The organism is Roseobacter insulae, from assembly GCF_019375555.1.
Lineage (GTDB): Bacteria > Pseudomonadota > Alphaproteobacteria > Rhodobacterales > Rhodobacteraceae > Roseobacter > Roseobacter insulae.
The window spans coordinates 26,990-45,130 of sequence record NZ_JAHXDN010000001.1 but is presented as its reverse complement, the minus strand read 5'-3'; the positions used below and the strand labels follow the sequence as shown (position 1 = coordinate 45,130).

General features: G+C 61.3%; 15 protein-coding genes. 10 read left to right on the top strand and 5 right to left on the bottom strand.

The features are described from left to right. Window positions 1–72 precede the first annotated feature (72 nt). The 5 genes from KX928_RS00220 to KX928_RS00200 form a co-directional block, all read right to left on the bottom strand. Window positions 73–2,694 (bottom strand): erythromycin esterase family protein, encoded by a 2,622-nt coding sequence (locus tag KX928_RS00220; protein ID WP_219497642.1) that lies wholly within the window; start codon window positions 2,692–2,694, stop codon window positions 73–75. A 62-nt stretch (window positions 2,695–2,756) separates the two neighbouring features. Beyond that, a complete protein-coding gene (locus KX928_RS00215) occupies window positions 2,757–3,746 on the bottom strand; it encodes a zinc-dependent alcohol dehydrogenase family protein (protein ID WP_219497640.1) in 990 nt (329 codons plus the stop codon). A gap of 89 nt (window positions 3,747–3,835) precedes the next feature. Further along, a complete protein-coding gene (locus KX928_RS00210) occupies window positions 3,836–4,363 on the bottom strand; it encodes a universal stress protein (RefSeq protein WP_219497638.1) in 528 nt (175 codons plus the stop codon). 78 nt (window positions 4,364–4,441) lie between these two features. Further along, window positions 4,442–5,674 (bottom strand): SAM-dependent methyltransferase, encoded by a 1,233-nt coding sequence (locus KX928_RS00205; protein WP_219497637.1) that lies wholly within the window; start codon window positions 5,672–5,674, stop codon window positions 4,442–4,444. A 63-nt stretch (window positions 5,675–5,737) separates the two neighbouring features. Further along, window positions 5,738–6,223 (bottom strand): Hsp20/alpha crystallin family protein, encoded by a 486-nt coding sequence (locus KX928_RS00200; RefSeq protein ID WP_219497635.1) that lies wholly within the window; start codon window positions 6,221–6,223, stop codon window positions 5,738–5,740. Window positions 6,224–6,479: 256 nt separating this feature from the next. Here KX928_RS00200 and KX928_RS00195 point away from each other — a divergent pair, with 256 nt between their 5' ends. From KX928_RS00195 to KX928_RS00150, 10 genes are all read left to right on the top strand, one after another. Then, the gene (locus tag KX928_RS00195) at window positions 6,480–6,953 is read left to right on the top strand and encodes an RT0821/Lpp0805 family surface protein (RefSeq protein WP_219497633.1); all 474 of its coding nucleotides are present in this window, start codon (window positions 6,480–6,482) and stop codon (window positions 6,951–6,953) included. 224 nt (window positions 6,954–7,177) lie between these two features. After that, on the top strand, window positions 7,178–7,828 hold the full coding sequence (locus tag KX928_RS00190) for a BON domain-containing protein (protein ID WP_219497630.1): 651 nt from the start codon (window positions 7,178–7,180) through the stop codon (window positions 7,826–7,828). Window positions 7,829–7,982: 154 nt separating this feature from the next. After that, window positions 7,983–10,448, top strand: coding sequence for a Lon protease family protein (locus KX928_RS00185; protein WP_219497628.1), 2,466 nt, complete (start codon window positions 7,983–7,985; stop codon window positions 10,446–10,448). Continuing rightward, complete coding sequence (locus KX928_RS00180) at window positions 10,445–11,239, top strand: Rossmann-fold NAD(P)-binding domain-containing protein (RefSeq protein ID WP_219497626.1); 795 nt, start codon at window positions 10,445–10,447, stop codon at window positions 11,237–11,239. The genes KX928_RS00185 and KX928_RS00180 overlap by 4 nt, the downstream gene beginning before the upstream one ends. 485 nt (window positions 11,240–11,724) lie before the next feature. Continuing rightward, window positions 11,725–12,759: a universal stress protein gene (locus KX928_RS00175; RefSeq protein ID WP_219497624.1), complete on the top strand. Its 1,035-nt coding sequence runs from the start codon at window positions 11,725–11,727 to the stop codon at window positions 12,757–12,759. Further along, complete coding sequence (locus KX928_RS00170; protein ID WP_219497623.1) at window positions 12,756–12,905, top strand: hypothetical protein; 150 nt, start codon at window positions 12,756–12,758, stop codon at window positions 12,903–12,905. The genes KX928_RS00175 and KX928_RS00170 overlap by 4 nt, the downstream gene beginning before the upstream one ends. Window positions 12,906–12,968: 63 nt before the next feature. After that, a complete protein-coding gene (locus KX928_RS00165) occupies window positions 12,969–16,259 on the top strand; it encodes a DUF3131 domain-containing protein (RefSeq protein WP_219497621.1) in 3,291 nt (1,096 codons plus the stop codon). Beyond that, window positions 16,202–16,543 (top strand): GH36-type glycosyl hydrolase domain-containing protein, encoded by a 342-nt coding sequence (locus KX928_RS00160; RefSeq protein WP_219497619.1) that lies wholly within the window; start codon window positions 16,202–16,204, stop codon window positions 16,541–16,543. Before KX928_RS00165 ends, KX928_RS00160 begins: the two co-directional genes overlap by 58 nt. 520 nt (window positions 16,544–17,063) lie before the next feature. Next, the gene (locus KX928_RS00155) at window positions 17,064–17,615 is read left to right on the top strand and encodes a hydrolase (protein ID WP_219497617.1); all 552 of its coding nucleotides are present in this window, start codon (window positions 17,064–17,066) and stop codon (window positions 17,613–17,615) included. Next, a complete protein-coding gene (locus KX928_RS00150; protein WP_219497615.1) occupies window positions 17,602–17,973 on the top strand; it encodes a hypothetical protein in 372 nt (123 codons plus the stop codon). The genes KX928_RS00155 and KX928_RS00150 overlap by 14 nt, the downstream gene beginning before the upstream one ends. Window positions 17,974–18,141: the final 168 nt, after the last annotated feature.

The following is an 18,141-nucleotide window of genomic DNA, read 5'->3' as shown; positions in this document are numbered from 1 at the left end:
GCGGGTTGGCCGTGGCTGGGATGTTCTGCGTGCTTGGGACGGTTTTTTGCAATGCGCCGCCGGGTCTGGCGATCAGAGGCCAAAGGGGTATGTTTCACTCCCGCCTTTCGCGGCAATCGTGGGCAGTGGGGTGACCGCATGGGTGTGGTCGAACCAGACGAATGCGTCGTATTGATGAGGCAGGATTGCAGTGCTGTAGTGGCTCGTTCTCTCCGTCTCGGGCCGGTAGATCACGCCGATGTAGCGCGCCAGTCTGGGCGCGCTCAGAACACCGCGCAGATCGTCGTTCTCCTTGGCCCTGAAATCGAACAGGAACCGCTCGATATCCACCGCCCGGCAAAGACCCTCGTAGCTGTCGGCACGGGGCGGCCGGATCGTCTTGATCTCCATCGGCGCGTCCCATTCGGAGGCAGCAGCAACGGTGCCAGACGCCGTGCCGAACCCGACGAGAGCGGCCTCTTCGCCAAATGCCTCGCGTGCCAGCTGGCCGATGTTCAGCTCTCCGTGTTTGCGGCCCATATCGGTAAACCGGGCATCCCCGATATGAGAATTATGAGCCCAGACAACGACTTTCCTGTCTTGCCCCGCATGATCCATGATCTGGTGCAGCGTCTCGAACATGTGCTGATCGCGCAGGTTCCAGGAGACATGCGAGCCGAAATACATTGTCCGGTAATAGCGTTCCGCGTTGACCACGAGCCGCGCATTCTGAGCGGCGTCAAAAAACTGATCACCATCGTGCCGGGCATAGGCCAGTTGCTGTTCGAGCAGATCGACCAAGGTGCTGGTGACCGGGTTCTCGCAGATGGCAAAGCCATGCGCCAGTGCCGCGCGCCCGTAGGCGGCAGGTTCACGTGACCACGGTGACAGGCAGGCATAGCGGGCACGCGCAACCTGTGCCGCCGATGTGTCGACCCGGTCGAGATACGCCAGCACCGCAGAAATGGACGCGTTCATGTTGTAAAGGTCGAGACCGTGAAAACTGACGCGATCATCCGGGTACCGCGTGCTGTTATGATCTCGCAGGTAGGTGACGAAGGCCTCGACATCCGTGTTGCGCCACATCCACGTCGGGAACCGGGCGAAGGCGGCTTTGGACATCGGGCGGTGCGGGCTGCGCCGCACGTGCCGGTCGATGGCCGCAGCGTCGGGCCAGTCTGCTTCCACGGCAACAATGGAAAATCCGTGTGCTTCGATTAGCCGTCGGGTGATCGCGGCGCGGGCGCGATAGAACTCTGACGTGCCATGCGAGGCCTCCCCCAGAAGCACAACGCGGTGCGTCCCGAAACGATCGAAACACGCGCCAAAAGAAGGGTCGTTGATGTCCGGAAGCGGTTCTGCCGCGCGCCGCAGGACAGCGAGATCCCCGTCCGGCGTCGGGCTTGCAGCTGCGCGGGGTGGATCGGCGGGGTGCCTGAGGTATTGTGTCATCCATGTCGCAGCATGTTCGACCACCCTGTCCAGCGTTCCGGGTTCTTCGAACAGGTGGCCCGCGCGCGGCACGATCTGCAGTTTTTTCGTACATCTCATGGCCGCCAGCGCCTGTTCATTCAGCGTGATGACGTCATGATCCCGGCTTCCCACGACCAGCAGTGTCGGCGCGTTGACCCGTGGCAAGGCCGGGCCCGCCAGATCGGGGCGTTCGCCGCGTGATACCACGCAGGCCACGCGGTCCTTCAGGTCGGCGGCTGCGACCAGCGCGGCACCCGCGCCCGTGTCGGCACCAAAGATGGCGAGCGGCAGGTCGGCGAGATCGGGTTCGGATACCGCCCACATCGAAGCGCCGACGAGGCGTTCGGCAAGCAGGGCGATGTCGGACAGGTTTCTGCGAACCTGCGCTTCATCCGGTGTCAGCAGATTGAAAAGAAGTGTCGCACAACCCCGTTCGTTCAGCGTCCCCGCCACGCGCCGGTCGCGGGAGCCCGACCCGCTGCCATGGGCGAAAATGACAAGGCCGACGGGGTTCTTCGGGATCGTCAACGCCCCGACAAGGCCCACCGGGGGGATTACCACCTTTCGCGTGTGGACCGATGCCTCGGGTTTCCAACACTGCCGGAGCAGGGCGACGGTCTCCGCATCCGATAGCTGATGGAAGTCGCGGAAAAATCCGCCCATCCCGTGAAACCCGGTAGCGGCGTTCAGACAGAGGATCTCATCGGCGTAGGCGTTCAGTTCAGCCAATGCTTTTTTCGGCGCAACGGGCAATGCCACGATGATCATGGGCGCCCCGTTGCGCCGCAGCGCGATCAGCGCCGCTTTCATGGTGGCCCCTGTTGCGAGGCCGTCATCGACCACGATTGCGGTTCGGCCCGCCGGGTCAAGCCTGTCCCGGTCCCCGATCAAGCGTCGCTTTCGGCGGTCAAGTTCGGCCAGTGCGCCTGCGTAGGACCGTTCCAGATAGTCCATGTCCGCGCCGGACAGTTGCAGGATGTCCTGATTGATCACGACCTGCGCGTTGATCCCTTCAACGATCGCACCAAGCGCTACTTCCGGATTGCCAGGCGTGCCGATCTTGCGCACCAGCAGCAGATCAAGCGGCGCCTTCAGGCGGCGCGCGACCTCGGCCGCGACGGGCACACCGCCGCGCGGCAAGGCAAAGATCACCGGGTCATCCAGTTTTCGGCCCGCCAGCTCGCTGGCCAGTTTCTGACCTGCTTCCTTGCGGTCAGCAAATGTGAACACCAGATTGTCCATGGCGCGGAGCCTAGCGGCGGGCACCCGGTGATGTTTGACAAATCTCAACGGCGCCCTGCGCTTCAGGCATCCGGTATCAGCACGGCCGCGCCCTGCAGACGCCCCTGCCTCAGGTCATCCAGCGCTTCATTGGCCCGTTCCAGTGGGTAGGTTGTCGTCCGTGTGCGGACACGGGCCACCTGAGCCAGAGGAAAGAAGGCCTCTCCATCCTCGCGGGTCAGATTGGCCACGGACATGACCTGTCGTTCCTGCCAGAGATCATCATAGGGAAATGACGGGATGTCGCTCATGTGAATGCCGCCGCAAACCACCCGCCCGCCTTTCTTCAGATCCTTCAGCGCCTTCGGAACCAGCGCGCCGACCGGCGCGAAAATCAGCGCAGCGTCCAGCGACACCGGTGCAGGCTCATCCGAGCCGCCGGCCCAGAGCGCCCCTGTTTCAAGTGCAAAACGCTGTGCCGCATCGTCCCCCGAACGGGTGAAGGCGTACACCTTGCGGTCCTGCCAGACGGCGATCTGCGTGAGGATATGCGCCGCAGCGCCGAAGCCGTAAAAGCCGACGTGCTCCGCATGACCGGCCATTCGCAGACTGCGAAACCCGATCAGACCCGCGCACAGCAGGGGGGCAAGCGCCGCGGGATCCGCCGCGTCGTTGAGGGCGAAGACATACCGTGCATCCGCGACGCATTCCTGCGCATACCCGCCGTTCAGCGTATACCCGGTAAAGCCCGGAGCATCGCAGAGGTTTTCCTGATCGTTGCGGCAATATGCGCAGTGGCCACAGGTGTGACCCAGCCAGGGAACGCCGACGCGCTGACCTCGGTCAAATCCCTGAACGTCCGCGCCGATGTCGATGATCCGGCCCACGATCTCATGGCCGGGGATTAACGGCAGTGCCGGATCGCGCAGATCACCGTCGACGATGTGCAGGTCGGTGCGACACACGCCGCAGGCCTCGATCTTGATGCGCAGCTGCCGGGCCGATGGATCGGGACAGCTGACCTCTTCGGGCTGCAGCCTTGCCTTGCCTTTGTGCAGAACCATCGCGCGCATTGTGTCTCACCGGGTTTTGATGGGACGATAGCCGGGTCACCACCGGCATGACTTGAGGGAAATCAACCCCCGACCCGCCAGATGACACGCTATTTGACGACAACAACGAGCTGCGAGGCATGATGGACGATTTTCTGCGAAACGCTTCCCAGGACCGTCCGCCCCACCACTCCCAAACCGCGCGAGCCGATGACGATCATGTCCGATCCGAAGTCGGTGGCCGCATCGAGTATTTCGTCACCGTAGTCTCCCGAGCGTACGGAGGTCTGTCCGACAGTTGCGCCAAGCTCTGCACATCGGTTTTTTGCGAGGGTGACGAGGTGATCCCCAAGGGCTGAAATCACCCGTATGCTGCGGTTACCTGACGCATTAACGTTGAGCGCGTCATAGGCGCTTCCGACAGAGTATGCCTCATGCGGAAGCGATTTCTTGTGCACATATTCGACCATGTGTTCGATCTCGGCCATGCGGACCAGCTCTTTGGCGGGCCGACCGTGCATCAGCACGTGCACAATGGACAATTCCGCGGCAAACTTCACCGCAATTTCCGCGGCAACATCCATCGCGCGACGGGCGTGGTGTGATCCGTCATGGGCCAGAAGAATTTTGTTGATCATCGTCTTGCTCCCTGTGGTTTCTGTTTGAGAGTGAACCCCGGAAGGTGCTCCCCTGGTGTAAACAGGCCGCCATGAAAACTACTCCGCGGCACGGCGCATTTGCCCCAAGGGTGCGTCGCGATAGAGGTAATCGCGTGTCAGGGGGACCGCATCGACACGACGTGACAGTTGCAGCTGATACACCGCCTGACGGCCGTGCCGGAATGTCTGTTCGCAGGCAGCGAGGTAAAAGCGCCACATTCGCACGAAGCGTGCATCGTAAAGCGCCCGCACATCGGCTTCGTTGTCGTTGAACCGGTCGAACCAGTGCCGCAGCGTGTAGGCATAATGCAGCCGCCAGCATTCGATATCGGCAGGCCACAGCATGGCGGTCTCGACCGCTCTGGAAATTTCGGAAAGCGTCGGGATGTAGCCGCCGGGGAAGATGTATTTAGCGATCCACGGATTTGTCGCGTCGGGCGGGGCGACCCATCCGATCGTGTGCACCAAAGCGATGCCATCGTCCGCCAGCCGGTCCCGGACAGTCCTGAAATAACTGTTGTAATGCGGCAGTCCGACATGTTCGAACATCCCGACAGACACGATCCGGTCGAAAGTGCCATCGACGCCGCGATAATCACAGAGGCGAAAACGCACCTGATCCGACAGGCCCGCCCGCGCGGCGCGTTGCGTCGCCACGGCAAGCTGCTCTCTGGACAATGTGATGCCGAGAACCTCGGCACCGTGATCCTGCGCGAGGGTCAATGCCATGCCGCCCCAGCCACATCCGACGTCCAGCACTTTCATGCCGGGCCGGATCAGCAGTTTGCGGGCGATATGGTCTTTCTTTTGCGCCTGTGACTGTGCGAGTGTGTCATCTGGCGTTCGGAAGTAGCCGCATGAATATTGACGGTCTTCATCCAGAAACAGACCGTACAGCCGGTCTGAGAGATCGTAGTGATGCGCTACATGACGTCGGGCGCGGGTCGCCGCGTTCCTTTGTGTGAAGCGGCGCAGGGCGACCCGCAGTTTCAAAAGCGGTCTCTGCCAGAACACCCGGGGGGCGCTGCGCAGGTTGCGCACGACCAAGCCCAGTAATTCCTGCAGCCGGTCCTCCTCTATGGTCAGCGTGCCGTTCATATAGGCCTCGCCAAGCGCCAGTTCGGGGTTAAGCACCAGGTGCCTTACCGTGGCCATATCGTGTAGCCGCACAGCTACCGGGACACCGGTGCCGTCCCCGTAGCTGTGCGTGCTGCCGTCGGGCATTATCACGATGATCGCCCCCGAGTGCAGCATCACCTGCAACATCCGATCAAGCGCTTTTTGCCACATCCGAAGCTCCCCTGGTCGGGTCAGGCGTTTGGTGGGCGCTCGTGGGGCACCGCCTCGCCTGCGCTAATCCGCCGTCGCGATCTTGATCTTGGTGGTGTTTGACACGGCCTCTGGCGGTTTGGCGATCGTCACGGTCAGAACGCCGTTTTTGACGACAGCCTTGACCGCGTCGGGGTCAATGTGGAAAGGCAGCGCCATAGCTCTCTGGAACGATCCCGACGTGCGCTCGACCCGATGAAACTCGCGCCCTTTCTCGCCGCCTTTTTCCTCTTTTTCTGACTTTTTCTCGCCCTTGATGACGATCCTGTCGCCGCTGACGGACACGTCGACGTCTTTTTCGGTCATGCCCGGCAACTCGGCGGTGATGCAAATCTCCTTGTCCGTTTCGCTCAGGTTCGACCGCACGCTGACATCCCCGGGTCCGCGGAAAAATCCGTTGCCGAAGTCGTCGAACAGGCTGTCGACCTCCTTGCGAAGGCTGACCAGCGGATTGTCCTCATCGTGTTTGTGCCGCAGCCAGTTCTTGGGCAGATAGTCTTCATATGACATCAAAAATCCTCCTACGGTTATGTGGGTACCGGACCTGTTTTATATGGTTGGGCGTACCGCCTTTTGATCAAAGTCAAACAGCGGCCCGCACCGATGTGCCGAGCGCGGTTGAGGGCAACGGGCAGGCATCGCCCAGGTGATGCGGGTGGCATCAGGCCAACGCGGCAAGGGCAGTTTCTTCCATTGATATTGATCAATCCCGCCGCCCGTGATCAGACCTAACCTTTTTGTGCAGCAGTCTATGGGAGGTCCAGATATGACCCTTTTCCGCGGTGCCATCCTTGCCTTGTCGTTTATGTCTTTTGGGGGCTGCACACCCGACGATTACGGCCCGCGCCAGACAACCGGCGGTCTGACAGGCGCGGTGCTCGGCGGGCTGCTTGGGGCGCAGTTCGGACAGGGGGATGGCCGGTTGGCCGCAACCGGTGCGGGCGTTCTGATCGGCACATTGATCGGCAGCGAAATCGGGCGCTCCATGGATGATACGGACAGGTTGCGGGCCAACGCCGCGATTACCCGGGCGTATCGCGCCGATCTGGGCGAGACGATCCGCTGGAACAACCCCAACAGCGGCAACTACGGCACGGTTGTCGCGCTGCGCGACGGTACGTCGACCGCTGGCCGGTATTGCCGCGAGTATCGGCAGACGATCACCATTGGCGGGCGTCGCGCTGTCGGTACCGGGATTGCCTGCCGCCAGCCGGACGGGACCTGGCAAATCGTCAGTTGATCGTGCAGGCCAGTGCTGGCCCGCCAAGCACTGGTTTTTCCGCCATGCGACCATTGAGGAAAAGACGCCAGCGCCATGCCAGCAGGCCTATCGACCGGCTGTTGCGCACACACGCCGGGCCCGCCCGCGAGATCCCCAGACGATGCGCGGTTTTGACAAAAATCAAACGGGACAGCGAACACCAGCGTAAGATCAAGGCGTTCCGCATTTTTAGGGAGATCGACATGCGAACGGATGAGCAAATCAAAGACGATATTCTGAATGAGATAGACTTTGACCCACGTATCGACTCGACTGAAATTGGCGTGACGGTCCATGACGGATCGGTGACGCTGCATGGGACCGTTCACAATTATCTCGAAGAACTCGCCGCAGTGAAAGCCGCCAAGCGGATCAAGGGCGTGCACGCGGTTGTCGATGGCATCAAGGTGAAATACGCGTCCGACACGACCGTGACCGATGAAGATATTGCAACGCGCATCGCCCATCTGTGTGACTGGAACGCGCTCTTTCAGAAGTTTGACATCCAATCCGAGGTGAAGAACGGGCGCGTGACGCTGACCGGGAATGTCGACTGGCAATACCAACGCGCAGAGGCGCGCGATCAGGTGGCCGGACTGCGCGGCGTGACCACGGTGATCAACGCGATCAGCATCTCTCCCAGGGCGTCGAAAGACGATGTCAGAAAGAAAATCTCCGCTGCCTTGCACAGGCATGCGACGGTCGAGGCCTCCCATATCGACGTGGGCGTGTCCGGTGGGAAGGTGACCCTCAGAGGCCATGTGAAGGCATGGTATGAGCGCAAGCTGGCAGAAGAGGCCGCATGGTCGGCTCCCGGTGTCACTGCCGTTGTCGATCAGTTGGAGATTTCGTGACAGGGCGAGCCTTCGCCCTTGGCGGGCCGAAGCCAACATGTCCCCACCCCCAGGACTTTGGCCCGCATCAATCCGATTTCTGACCGGTTGGCGCGGAAGTGTTTCGAACGCCGCATCGGACAGACGAACATCAGCATGAAATCCGGAGGCGCAATTGGCCAACACCGAAAAGAGGGATGCATCACTTCCCGGCGGATTGTCCGCGGCCAAGTTGCGCCTCGAAATTCAGCCCGAACTGTTAGGCTTTGAGACCACGGCAGACCTGAAACCGGTGGCCGGGCTGGTCGGTCAGGACCGCGCCATCGAAGCCATCAGGCTGTCTGCCAGCATCGGCGACAAGGATTTCAACCTCTTTGTCGCGGGGCGCGAAGGCATGGGGCGGCACACGGCGGTGTCGACCTTGCTGGAACAGGAAGCAACTCGCCGCCCGACCCCAGCGGATTGGGTATATGTCAACAACTTCGACACCCCGCACAAACCCAATGCCATAAAACTGCCCGCCGGACAGGCGCCGGTACTCCGGAAGGGCATGGAGGATCTCGTGGATGATCTGGCCAACGACATCCCCGCATTGTTCGATTCCGACGAATACCAGACGCAGCGCCGCGCCATTGAGCAGGAAGCCGGGGAAAGGCAGGAACGACCCATCGCCGCTTTTGCCGAACAGGTGAAGGAAGAAAATGTCGCGCTGCTGAAGACGCCTATGGGCTTCATGCTTGCGGCGGTTGTCGACGGCAAACCCATCAAGCCGGACGATTATGCCGAGTTGGAGCCCGCCGAAAGGCAGGCAATCGATGAGAAGATCGAGCGCCTGCAGACCCAACTTGCCGCCATCCTGAAAGAGGGGCCGCAGCTCGAAAAGGAACATCGACAGAAGGTTGAAAAACTGCATGCCGACATGGCGGAGCGTGTGGTGTCGGTGCGGGTGCAGGCGCTGGCCGATGACTATACCGGCAATCCCGAGGTCACGTCCTACCTCGCAGCGGTGCGCAGGGATATTATTTCCAATGCCGAACTCTTCCTTGAAAACGTCGATGACGACAACAACGGCCCCTTTCCGACGGCGATCCACAAATACCACCGGGAGCCGCGGTTCTACCAGTACGGCGTCAACGTGATGGTATCGCAGGCGCATGCCAAGAGGGCTGCTGCACCAGTGATCTTCGAGGATAAGCCATCGCTCAATCAACTCACCGGCCGGATCGAACACCTGTCGCAGATGGGCACGCTGGTCACCAATTTCACCCTGATCAAACCGGGCGCGCTGCACCGGGCGAACGGCGGCTACCTTGTGCTGGACGCGCGGCGCTTGCTGGCCGAACCCTACGCCTGGGACGCGTTGAAGCGGTGCCTGCAAAGCCAGTCCATCGCCATCATCTCGCTGGCTGACCGGCTCAGCCTGGGATCCACCATTTCGCTGGAGCCCGACCCCATTCCCTGTGACGTGCGTGTGGTTCTGATCGGCGACCGGCGTCTGCACATGCTGCTGGTCATGCTCGACCCGGAATTCGGCACCCTGTTCAAACTGTTCGCGGATTTCGAGGATGATCTGCCGCGCACCGCGAAAAACACACGCCAGTTGGCCGAGGTCGTCGCCGCCTATGCCGCGCGCGAAAACCTGTGCGTCATGACGGCGGCTGCGGTCGCCGCCCTGCTGGATCATGCCGTGCGGCTGGCCGATGACACCAGGAAGCTCACCCTGCAACTGGGGGTGCTGGGCGACATCATGCGCGAGGCCGATCACTATGCCAGACAGGCCGGGCGCACAGTGATGCAGGCGGATGACATTAACCACGCGGTTGAACGGGCGGATTACCGCGCCGGGCGCATCAAGAACAGGATGCAGGAGGCGGTGGTGCGCAAAACGGTTCTTATCGATACCGCGGGCCATGCCGTCGGGCAGGTCAATGGCCTGTCGGTGATCGGCATCGGCACACACCGCTTCGGGCGACCGTCCCGCATTACGGCGCGGGTCCGGCTGGGTGCCGGCAAGCTGGTTGATATCGAACGCGAGGTTGAACTCGGCGGGCCGATCCATTCCAAGGGGGTGTTGATCCTGTCAGGGTACCTCTCCTCAATCTATGCGCTGGACGTCCCGATGTCGCTGCATGCCAGCCTTGTGTTCGAGCAGAGCTATGGCGGTGTTGAAGGCGACAGCGCCTCGGCGGCAGAGCTCTTTGCCCTGTTGTCGGCGCTCTCAGGCATCCCGATCCGACAGGGGCTTGCCGTGACCGGATCCGTCAATCAGCGTGGAGAAATCCAGGCAATTGGCGGCGTCAATGAAAAGATCGAGGGGTTTTTCGACATCTGCAAGGCCAGACGGCTGACCGGTGATCAGGGGGTATTGATCCCGGTCTCGAACGTGGACAACCTGATGCTGCGACAGGATGTGGTAGAGGCCGCGCGCGCGGGTAAATTCAGGGTTATTCCGATCCGGTCAATCGATGAGGGGATCGAAATCCTGACCGGGAAACCGGCGGGCAAAAGACGGCGCAACACCGTTTTCCCGACAGGCACGGTCAACGCACTGGTCGAAGACAGGCTCAGGGCCTTTGCACAAAAACGCCGACAATTTGCCGAAGCACCGCCCGATAAGACCGCGCAGGGTGGCGCGTCATGAGCCCCGGCCCTGCGTCCAAAATGCGTATCCTCGTAAGCGCAAGCTCCTTTGCGGATGCCGCTGCGGCCATGCATATCGCACAGCGCATGACCGAAGGTATTGCGCGAAGCCTTGGCGGATTACTGGTTGATGACGACGACACGCGGGCGGCCTGTGCCATCCCGAACCGACGTATTGTTTCGGCGAGCGGCGCGCTGCTCATTACGCCATCACCGTCGCAAATGCACACGCTGATGAACGCGGATGCCAATGCTTTTCAACAGCTTCTGAAAAAGACAGCGGACCTCGCCGCGGTGGACTGGTCCTTTGAACGTCAGATGGGCGATCTGATCGATACCGCGACACGCGTGGCAACGGGCTGGGACGCGCTGATATTCGGGTATCGCAGCAGCCATTCCTTTGCGGGCAAGGTTATCATGTTCGACCCGCTGACCCCGGATGACGGGCAGTTGCTGGGGCTCTCACACATGCTTGCCAGCCACCTGCGGGCAGATTTGATTGCGTTCGGCGTTGGTCCTTTGGCCGTGCAGGCCCGCGGCGAGGAGCATCCCACCAAGGTGTTATTTGACACGGTCGAGGACGCCATTGCCGCCCTCGACAGGACCAATGCGCAAGTCGTATTGATCGACCTCTTCCGTGGGCCGGTCCGCGACGCGGAACAGCTCAAACGCGTTCTGGCCGCATCCCGTTGCCCGGTTGTGGTTCTGGGGGCCTCCTCTCTGGTCGCCACGGTCGAGCACAAGATGCATGTCCCGCCGCCTCGGGATGCAGGTGACGCACCATCATCCTGAAGCCGCAGTCCGCGACAGCCGTTGCGTTTGACGATGTGCCGCCTGCGCACAAGCCGGTTTCGAACACCCTTTAAGGGACAAGCAAGATGGAAATGCTGCGCTGTATCGTTCTCGTGCTGCTCTTTGTCCATGGGTCCGCCCATGCCCGACAGGGTCCGAGTTTACGTTGACGCGGTGACGGGCAAGGGACTGCGCACGGAGCGTGAGGACAGGCCCGCGACCGTTGGGTTGATCCCACACAACGTTTCTTTTGCCAGGGTTCATCCCGGGGCGTACCGAGAGACGCGAAAGTCTTGATTTACATCAATCGATCCGCTCCAGAAACGCGTAGCTTTTCGCCTGTGCATGCAACGCCGTTCGTTGCGGATGGTGACTTATCTGCATTTGCTCCTGTCCTGCGTGGACAACTGAACATCGTCCAGCCCCACCAACATCGCTTTGGAGAACAGCGCCAGAACGATCCCTTTTAAAAGCAGATTGCGAACATGGCCGCCAAATCACAGAATGCAAAGCCCGCCCCGGAAAAGCTCCAGGACGCCGAGGTAACACCAACAGCTGCCAACAAGTCTGATGTTCTGGTGTTTTTCGGACAGGACCAGAAAGACGTATCCGCACTGCGGCATGCACAGACAATTGCTCGTGTCTTCGGCGGGCGCGTGCTGCTTTTGCGGGTCATGACGCCGGGGGCAAACGGGACCGGACCTGTTGATCCCGTGGATTGGGAAATCAAGAAACGGATGGCACGGCGCTGCCTCAACCGCTTGGCGAAGGCAGTTGAAACCGAAAGCAATGGCATTGAAACGCAACTTCTGGAAGGCCGATGCGCAGAGCAGATATCGGCCTTTGTAGACACAAGAAAAGAGGATATTGCCGCCGCGTTGCGGTCGCGGGAAGATGGGCGCTGGCGGCTCTGCGACACCATCAGCGGCGTGGTGAACTCCAACAGCCCAGGCATATTGATGATCCCTGAAACCGCGCCTGACCTGTCGGAAAAGGGGGTCCAGCGCATATTGGTGCCGATTGACGGCTCGGCCCGGTCGGAAAGTGCGCTGCCGAAGGCGGTTGCGCTGGCCAAGGCCGAGGATGCCGAATTGATGCTGTGTTACGTCACGCCCGACCCCGGCCTGACCGAGTTTGGCGTGATGGACAACAAAGCCATGTTGCTCAACAGCGAGGTCACAAAGAGAAACACGCGCGCTGGCCGGGCACATCTCAAACGGATCAAGAACAGGCTGGCACACCACCGTCTCAGGATATCGACCCGCATCGTGACCAGCGGTGACGCGAGACGCGCGCTCATTCAGATTGCCACCCAGGAGGGGGCCGATTTCCTCGTTATGGCGACCCATGGGCAGAGCGGACACAGCGACGTTCCGGCGGGTGACGTGGCCAGCTATATTCTGGATCGCGCCGACATTCCGGTTCTGATGGTCCGGCACCGGCTTAACGATCAGGATCGGCATGCGACCGGCGCGGTCACCTCAGCCGGAACCGGACAACCGACCCGCACGGACACATGACCACGGGTGCTGCGTTGTCGGGTTTTGACACCGCGGCGAACGCGCTGGCGCTGCGCCACACAACAACCGCCGGTCCGCCGGTCATGCCCGGGGGGTTGCAGGCGCTGCCATCGCTGTGCGACTGGCTGAACACGGTCCGCGCGTAGTGCGCCGACCCCGCGGCGGAACATGTCCGGGCCGCAGACTGGCTTTTGGACAATGATTACGTCGTGATGCGCGCTATCCGGCGCCTCAAGGAAGACATGCCGCCGGAGTTTTACCGCAAGCTGGTTGCGCTGGAACATGCCGATGGCGCAGGTTTTGCGCGCGCGTATGAGCTGTCGCAGGTGGCGTTTGACGCGCTGCAACCGCAACTCTCCCTGCCCAATCTGACTGCCTTCGTCGGTGCCTACCAAGCGGTTTCCAGCCTGACCAATGCCGAGCTCTGGGCGTTGCCCCCGATGCTTCGGCTTGTCTCGCTCGAGCGGCTGATCCTTGCCTTCGCAAGGCTTGATCCGGAAGTGCCATCACCAGTTGATTTAAGCGACAGCGCGGATCGTGCCGCAGATGCCGGGCCCACCGAACCGATCGCCTCGGCCATCACCAATCTCATTGCTCTGGACAACATTCAGTGGCCTGATTTCGTGGACGATACCAGCTGTATAGAAAAGGAACTGTTGTGTGATCCGGCGGGCGTCTACGGGCAGATGACCTTCGAGACCCGGGACAGGTACCGCACCGCCGTCGAGCAACTTTCCCGACGCTGCGATCTGGCTGAGCCGGAGGTTGCGCGCCGGGCGATCCGAAAGTGCCGGCAACACGATGGTGCAGCTGCCGGTTACCATGTCGGCTACTGGCTCATCGGGGACGGAGTCAATTCGCTTGAAGCCGATCTGGGATGCCATGTGCCGGCGGCGCTGGCGACGCGCCGCTGGCTTGGTGCGCGGCGTGGCGTGATTTATGCGGCAAGCCTGAGCGCGGGTGTCGCCGCGGCTTTGCTTTTACCGCTTGCCTATCTGCTGTTGCAGGACGCGACAGTGCCGCAGTGGATTTTCGGCGTCTTGATCTCGCTGGTTCCGGCCACGATTCTCAGCGTCTGGATCGTGCATTGGACGATTTCAAGGATTACCCGCCCCGAACCTCTGCCCGAGATGGATTACGCCAAATCCATTCCGCCGCAGTTTGCAACGGCGATCGTGGTGCCGGTGATCGTTGGCGATGTGGCGGAGGCGCGCAGGATCATTGATCAGATCGAGGTGCTGTCGCTGGTGAACCCGGACCCGGCCTTGCGCTACGTGATTCTGTCTGATCCCGTCGATGCCGACAGCCAGGTTTTGCCAGTGGACGCCGCGATAGAAGAGGCGCTCTCGGAGAGGATACAGCACCTGAACCCGCAGCGCAGTGCCGACGGTGCTGAGCCATTCGTTCTGCTGCACCGCAAACGGCAGTTCAACCCGGCTGAAGACTGCTGGATGGCATGGGAGCGTAAACGGGGGAAGCTTGAGGAGTTCAACAGGCTGGTCCTGGGGCAGGACACCGATGCATTCCCGGTCACGTCAGGCCCGGTGGCTGATCTGGGCGGGTTGCGTTTCGCCATCACGCTGGACGCAGACACGCAACTGCCACCCGGTACGGCCAATCGGCTGATCGGGATGATGGCCGATCCGCTAAACCAACCGGTGTCAGATAATGACAGCGGCCGCATCATCGCAGGTCACGCGATCCTGCAACCGCGTATCGAAGTTCTGCCCAAGCTGGGCACAGGCACGCATTTTTCTCACCTGCAAAGCGGCGATACGGCGGTCGACATCTACAGCCGGGTCGTGTCGGACGTGTATCAGGATATCTTCGGCACTGGCATTTTCTTTGGCAAGGGGATCTACGATATTGCCGCCCTTCGCGGTGCGATGACGCATCGGGTACCCGACAACACGGTCCTCAGTCACGATCTCTTTGAAGGGCTTCATGGGCGCGCCGCTCTCGCCAGCAACCTGGTGCTCTACGAAGATCTGCCGGTGAGCTATCCGGAGTTCGCCATGCGCCAGCACCGCTGGATACGCGGTGATTGGCAGCTGTTGCCCTGGTTGCGGCGCCGCGTACCAGATGCAGATGGCCAACCGGTCAGGAACACCCTGTCGCTGCTGGATCGGTGGAAGATGATCGACGACCTGCGCCGCAGCCTCGTGCCGCCGGCGCTCTTGCTGTTCTTTCTCGGCGCGTGGTTGGTGCTGCTCGGCAGCGCGCTGGTCTGGACGGTGCTGGCCGTGGCCGCGCCCGGAAGCTACCTTGTGGGGGAACTCTTTGCCATCGCCACGGGGGGTGTTCGCTGGGGACGGTTGGGATCAGCGCTGCACACACTTAAAACCGCCAGCGGTAGATGGTTCTTTTCGATTGCCTTTCTGGTGAGCGATACGCTGATCATCCTCGACGCCGTTTTCAGAACGCCCTGGCGCATCTGGATCGCCGGACGAAACAGGTTGGAATGGACCTCGGCGGCCCATGCCGCGTCCATGATGTCTGATCTCAGTATTCGCACAGCGTCATGGCGGCTGATGTGGTCGTCCTCGGCGCTGGCGCTGGTGCTGGCCGGTCATCTGGCGCTTTATGACCCGCACGGGTTCTGGCCTGCCGTGCCGGTCCTGGTGCTGTGGTTCCTCGCACCCGAAATCTCTGTCTGGAGAGCCCGCCCGCGGATCTTTCGCAGCCAGACTCTGGATGAGGATCAGCGTCATTTCCTGCGCCTTGTTGCAAGGCGGACGTGGCATTTTTTTGAAACCTTCGTTGGCCCCGATGACAACTGGCTGCCACCCGACAATTATCAGGCTGGCCACAAGGAAGGGATCGCCCATCGGACCTCGCCGACCAACATCGGCATGTTCCTGACATCCGCACTGGCCGCGCGTGATTTCGGTTTCATCACCACCGGCGATTTTCTTGCGCGCTGCTGCAACACGCTGGATGCGCTTGACAGGGTTCAGGCCTACCGCGGCCACGTTCTGAACTGGTACGACACCCGGACGCTGGAGCCCTTGGAGCCGCAGTATGTCTCCACCGTGGACAGCGGTAATCTGGCGGTCGCCCTGATTACGCTGAAGCAGGGGTGTCTGGAGCTTGCCGATCAACCGGCATTTTATCGCGCCTGCTTCGGGTGTCTGGACACGACGCTCGACCTGCTTATCGGTGCCATCAGGGATGTGCCGGAACATGATGCAACACGCCTGGACGAGATCGAAACTTCGATCCGCGCGGCAATTGGCGCGGCGCGATCCTCCCCAATGCAGTGGCTGCCGCGTCTCGAAACGCTTGGCACGACGCTGTGGCACCCGCTGGAAACCGTGGTGCGCGACGCCATCGAAGCCACCGAGACCATTACCGAAGATCAGGAGGACGAAGTCATCACATGGCTCGACCGGTACCGCCATGACGTGCATGTCGCCGCGCGCGACATCGAGGTCTATGCGCCATGGCTACAGGTTCTCCGACAGGCGCCGCCTGTCATGGATGGCTTTGTGCGCGATTAGCGCCGCCGTTCGACAAGACGGATCGCGACCCCGGCTACATTCAGGCCTATCCCCCCGGCATCCGCGAAAACGGCGGTCAATACACCCATGCGGCGACATGGCTGGGAATGGCCTATGTTGCAGTAGGCGACGGGGACCGAGCGTATCAGGTGTTTGATCTCATTAATCCGGTACGGCGCACCGCCGACCGGGATGCGGCGGATCACTACCGCAGGGAGCCTTACGTGCTGGCGGGTGATGTTTCGGGGACGGGCAGTCGCACCGGGCAGGGCGGGTGGTCATGATATACCGGGGCGGCAGGCTGGTCCTGGCAACTGGCCGTCGAGGGTATTCTCGGGGTCACGCTGAAGGAGGGCGCCATTTCGATCGACCCGTGCTTGCCCGCGGCTTGGGGCGCGGCTCAAGTCACCTTGGCAGGGAAAGACGGTTGGGTTGAAATTGTCATTGACGGTAGCCACGCAGGTGATGCCGGGCATAGCCATGTCACGGTAGATGGCGCGATCTGGACCTCTGACACGGTGCCGTTCCCGGGGCATGGAAAAACCAGATCCGTCAGGGTGCGACGGGAAAGGCATGCGTCGCCGAAACGGTCCGGCATGAACTGATAAACGACGCGCAAAATCCCCGGATGTCCGTCAGGTCGTTGCAAGACGGCATCATGCCAGTGTTATGTGCCCGAAAGGCCTGCCGCAGGTTGCCCCCGCCCGCCAGCCTCCGAATTTCGCGCGCTGTAAATGACAAATGTCAATCACGCCCGGCCAAAGTGAGAGAGGATCACCGGTGCGGAAACCGGGAGATAACCCTGTGCAAACGAATGCGCTGCCAGTGATGGATATGTCGGCAAACACGACGGGGTGCTGCCCGCGTTTCGACCCGCGCGGATGGGATGGCAGGCACCTGCATTTCAAGAACAAACCGTTCGTCCGGGCAACAACGCGAAGCCTCCTGCATGTGCCTGTCAACATGGGCAAGGTGTTCACCCGGGTCCAGGGCCATATCGAACCCGCCGGTGCGCAGGATCCCGACGGCTATCTTGTGCTGAGCCGTGACCTGTCTGCAACTGAAGGCGAACACCTCTTTGCCGTCACCGGGCCAGTGCCGGAGGAGGAGATGACGACGCTTTCGGGCGACTTCATGACGCGTGTGTTCGAAGGGTCTTACCGCAAGGCCGCGGACTGGGTGCACGAGATGGAAATCGCCGCAAAGGCAGGCGGCCACGTTGCCGGGCGTATCTACATGTTCTACACCACCTGCCCGAAATGCGCGCGGACCTACGGCGAGAATTACGTGATTGGTATCGCGGAAATCAAGGGCGATCCCGGAAAGACAAGGGAGCAAGCGAATGAAGGATCCTGAACTGGACGTTCTGATCGAAGAACTGGAGACGAGAACCGACCTGACAGTGGCGGATTTCGATGGGGTGGTCCGCGGCCTTGCTTACCTGCTGCCGGATGCTGTCGACCCCGATGAAAAACTTGCGGAACACATCAGCACGGCGGATACCGCCATGCATGTTACCGATCGGGCCTTTCCCAACTGGGCGGTGCATATTCGCGGCAGGGCCAATGACAAGGACGGGCATTGGCGCTGCAGTCTGCGTGAAAGCGATGAGCGCGACAATGACGCCGTCATCGGGTCAGGCCGGTCGCCCGTATTGTCGCAGGCGATCCTTGCCGCCACCATGCGCCTGGCGATGATCCAGCACAAAGACTGAGCCACAGCCAGCGCCATCAGGCATACCGGAATCCCATGGAAATGATGTATCAACGGATAAGACCGTTTTCCCGGTCCAACGTGCCGCGCGCGGGGGTGGGCTGGAACGGATGCAGGATACGTGTCCAGGGGGTAGGTTGCGATGCATATGCTTAACGACAGCTTGGAA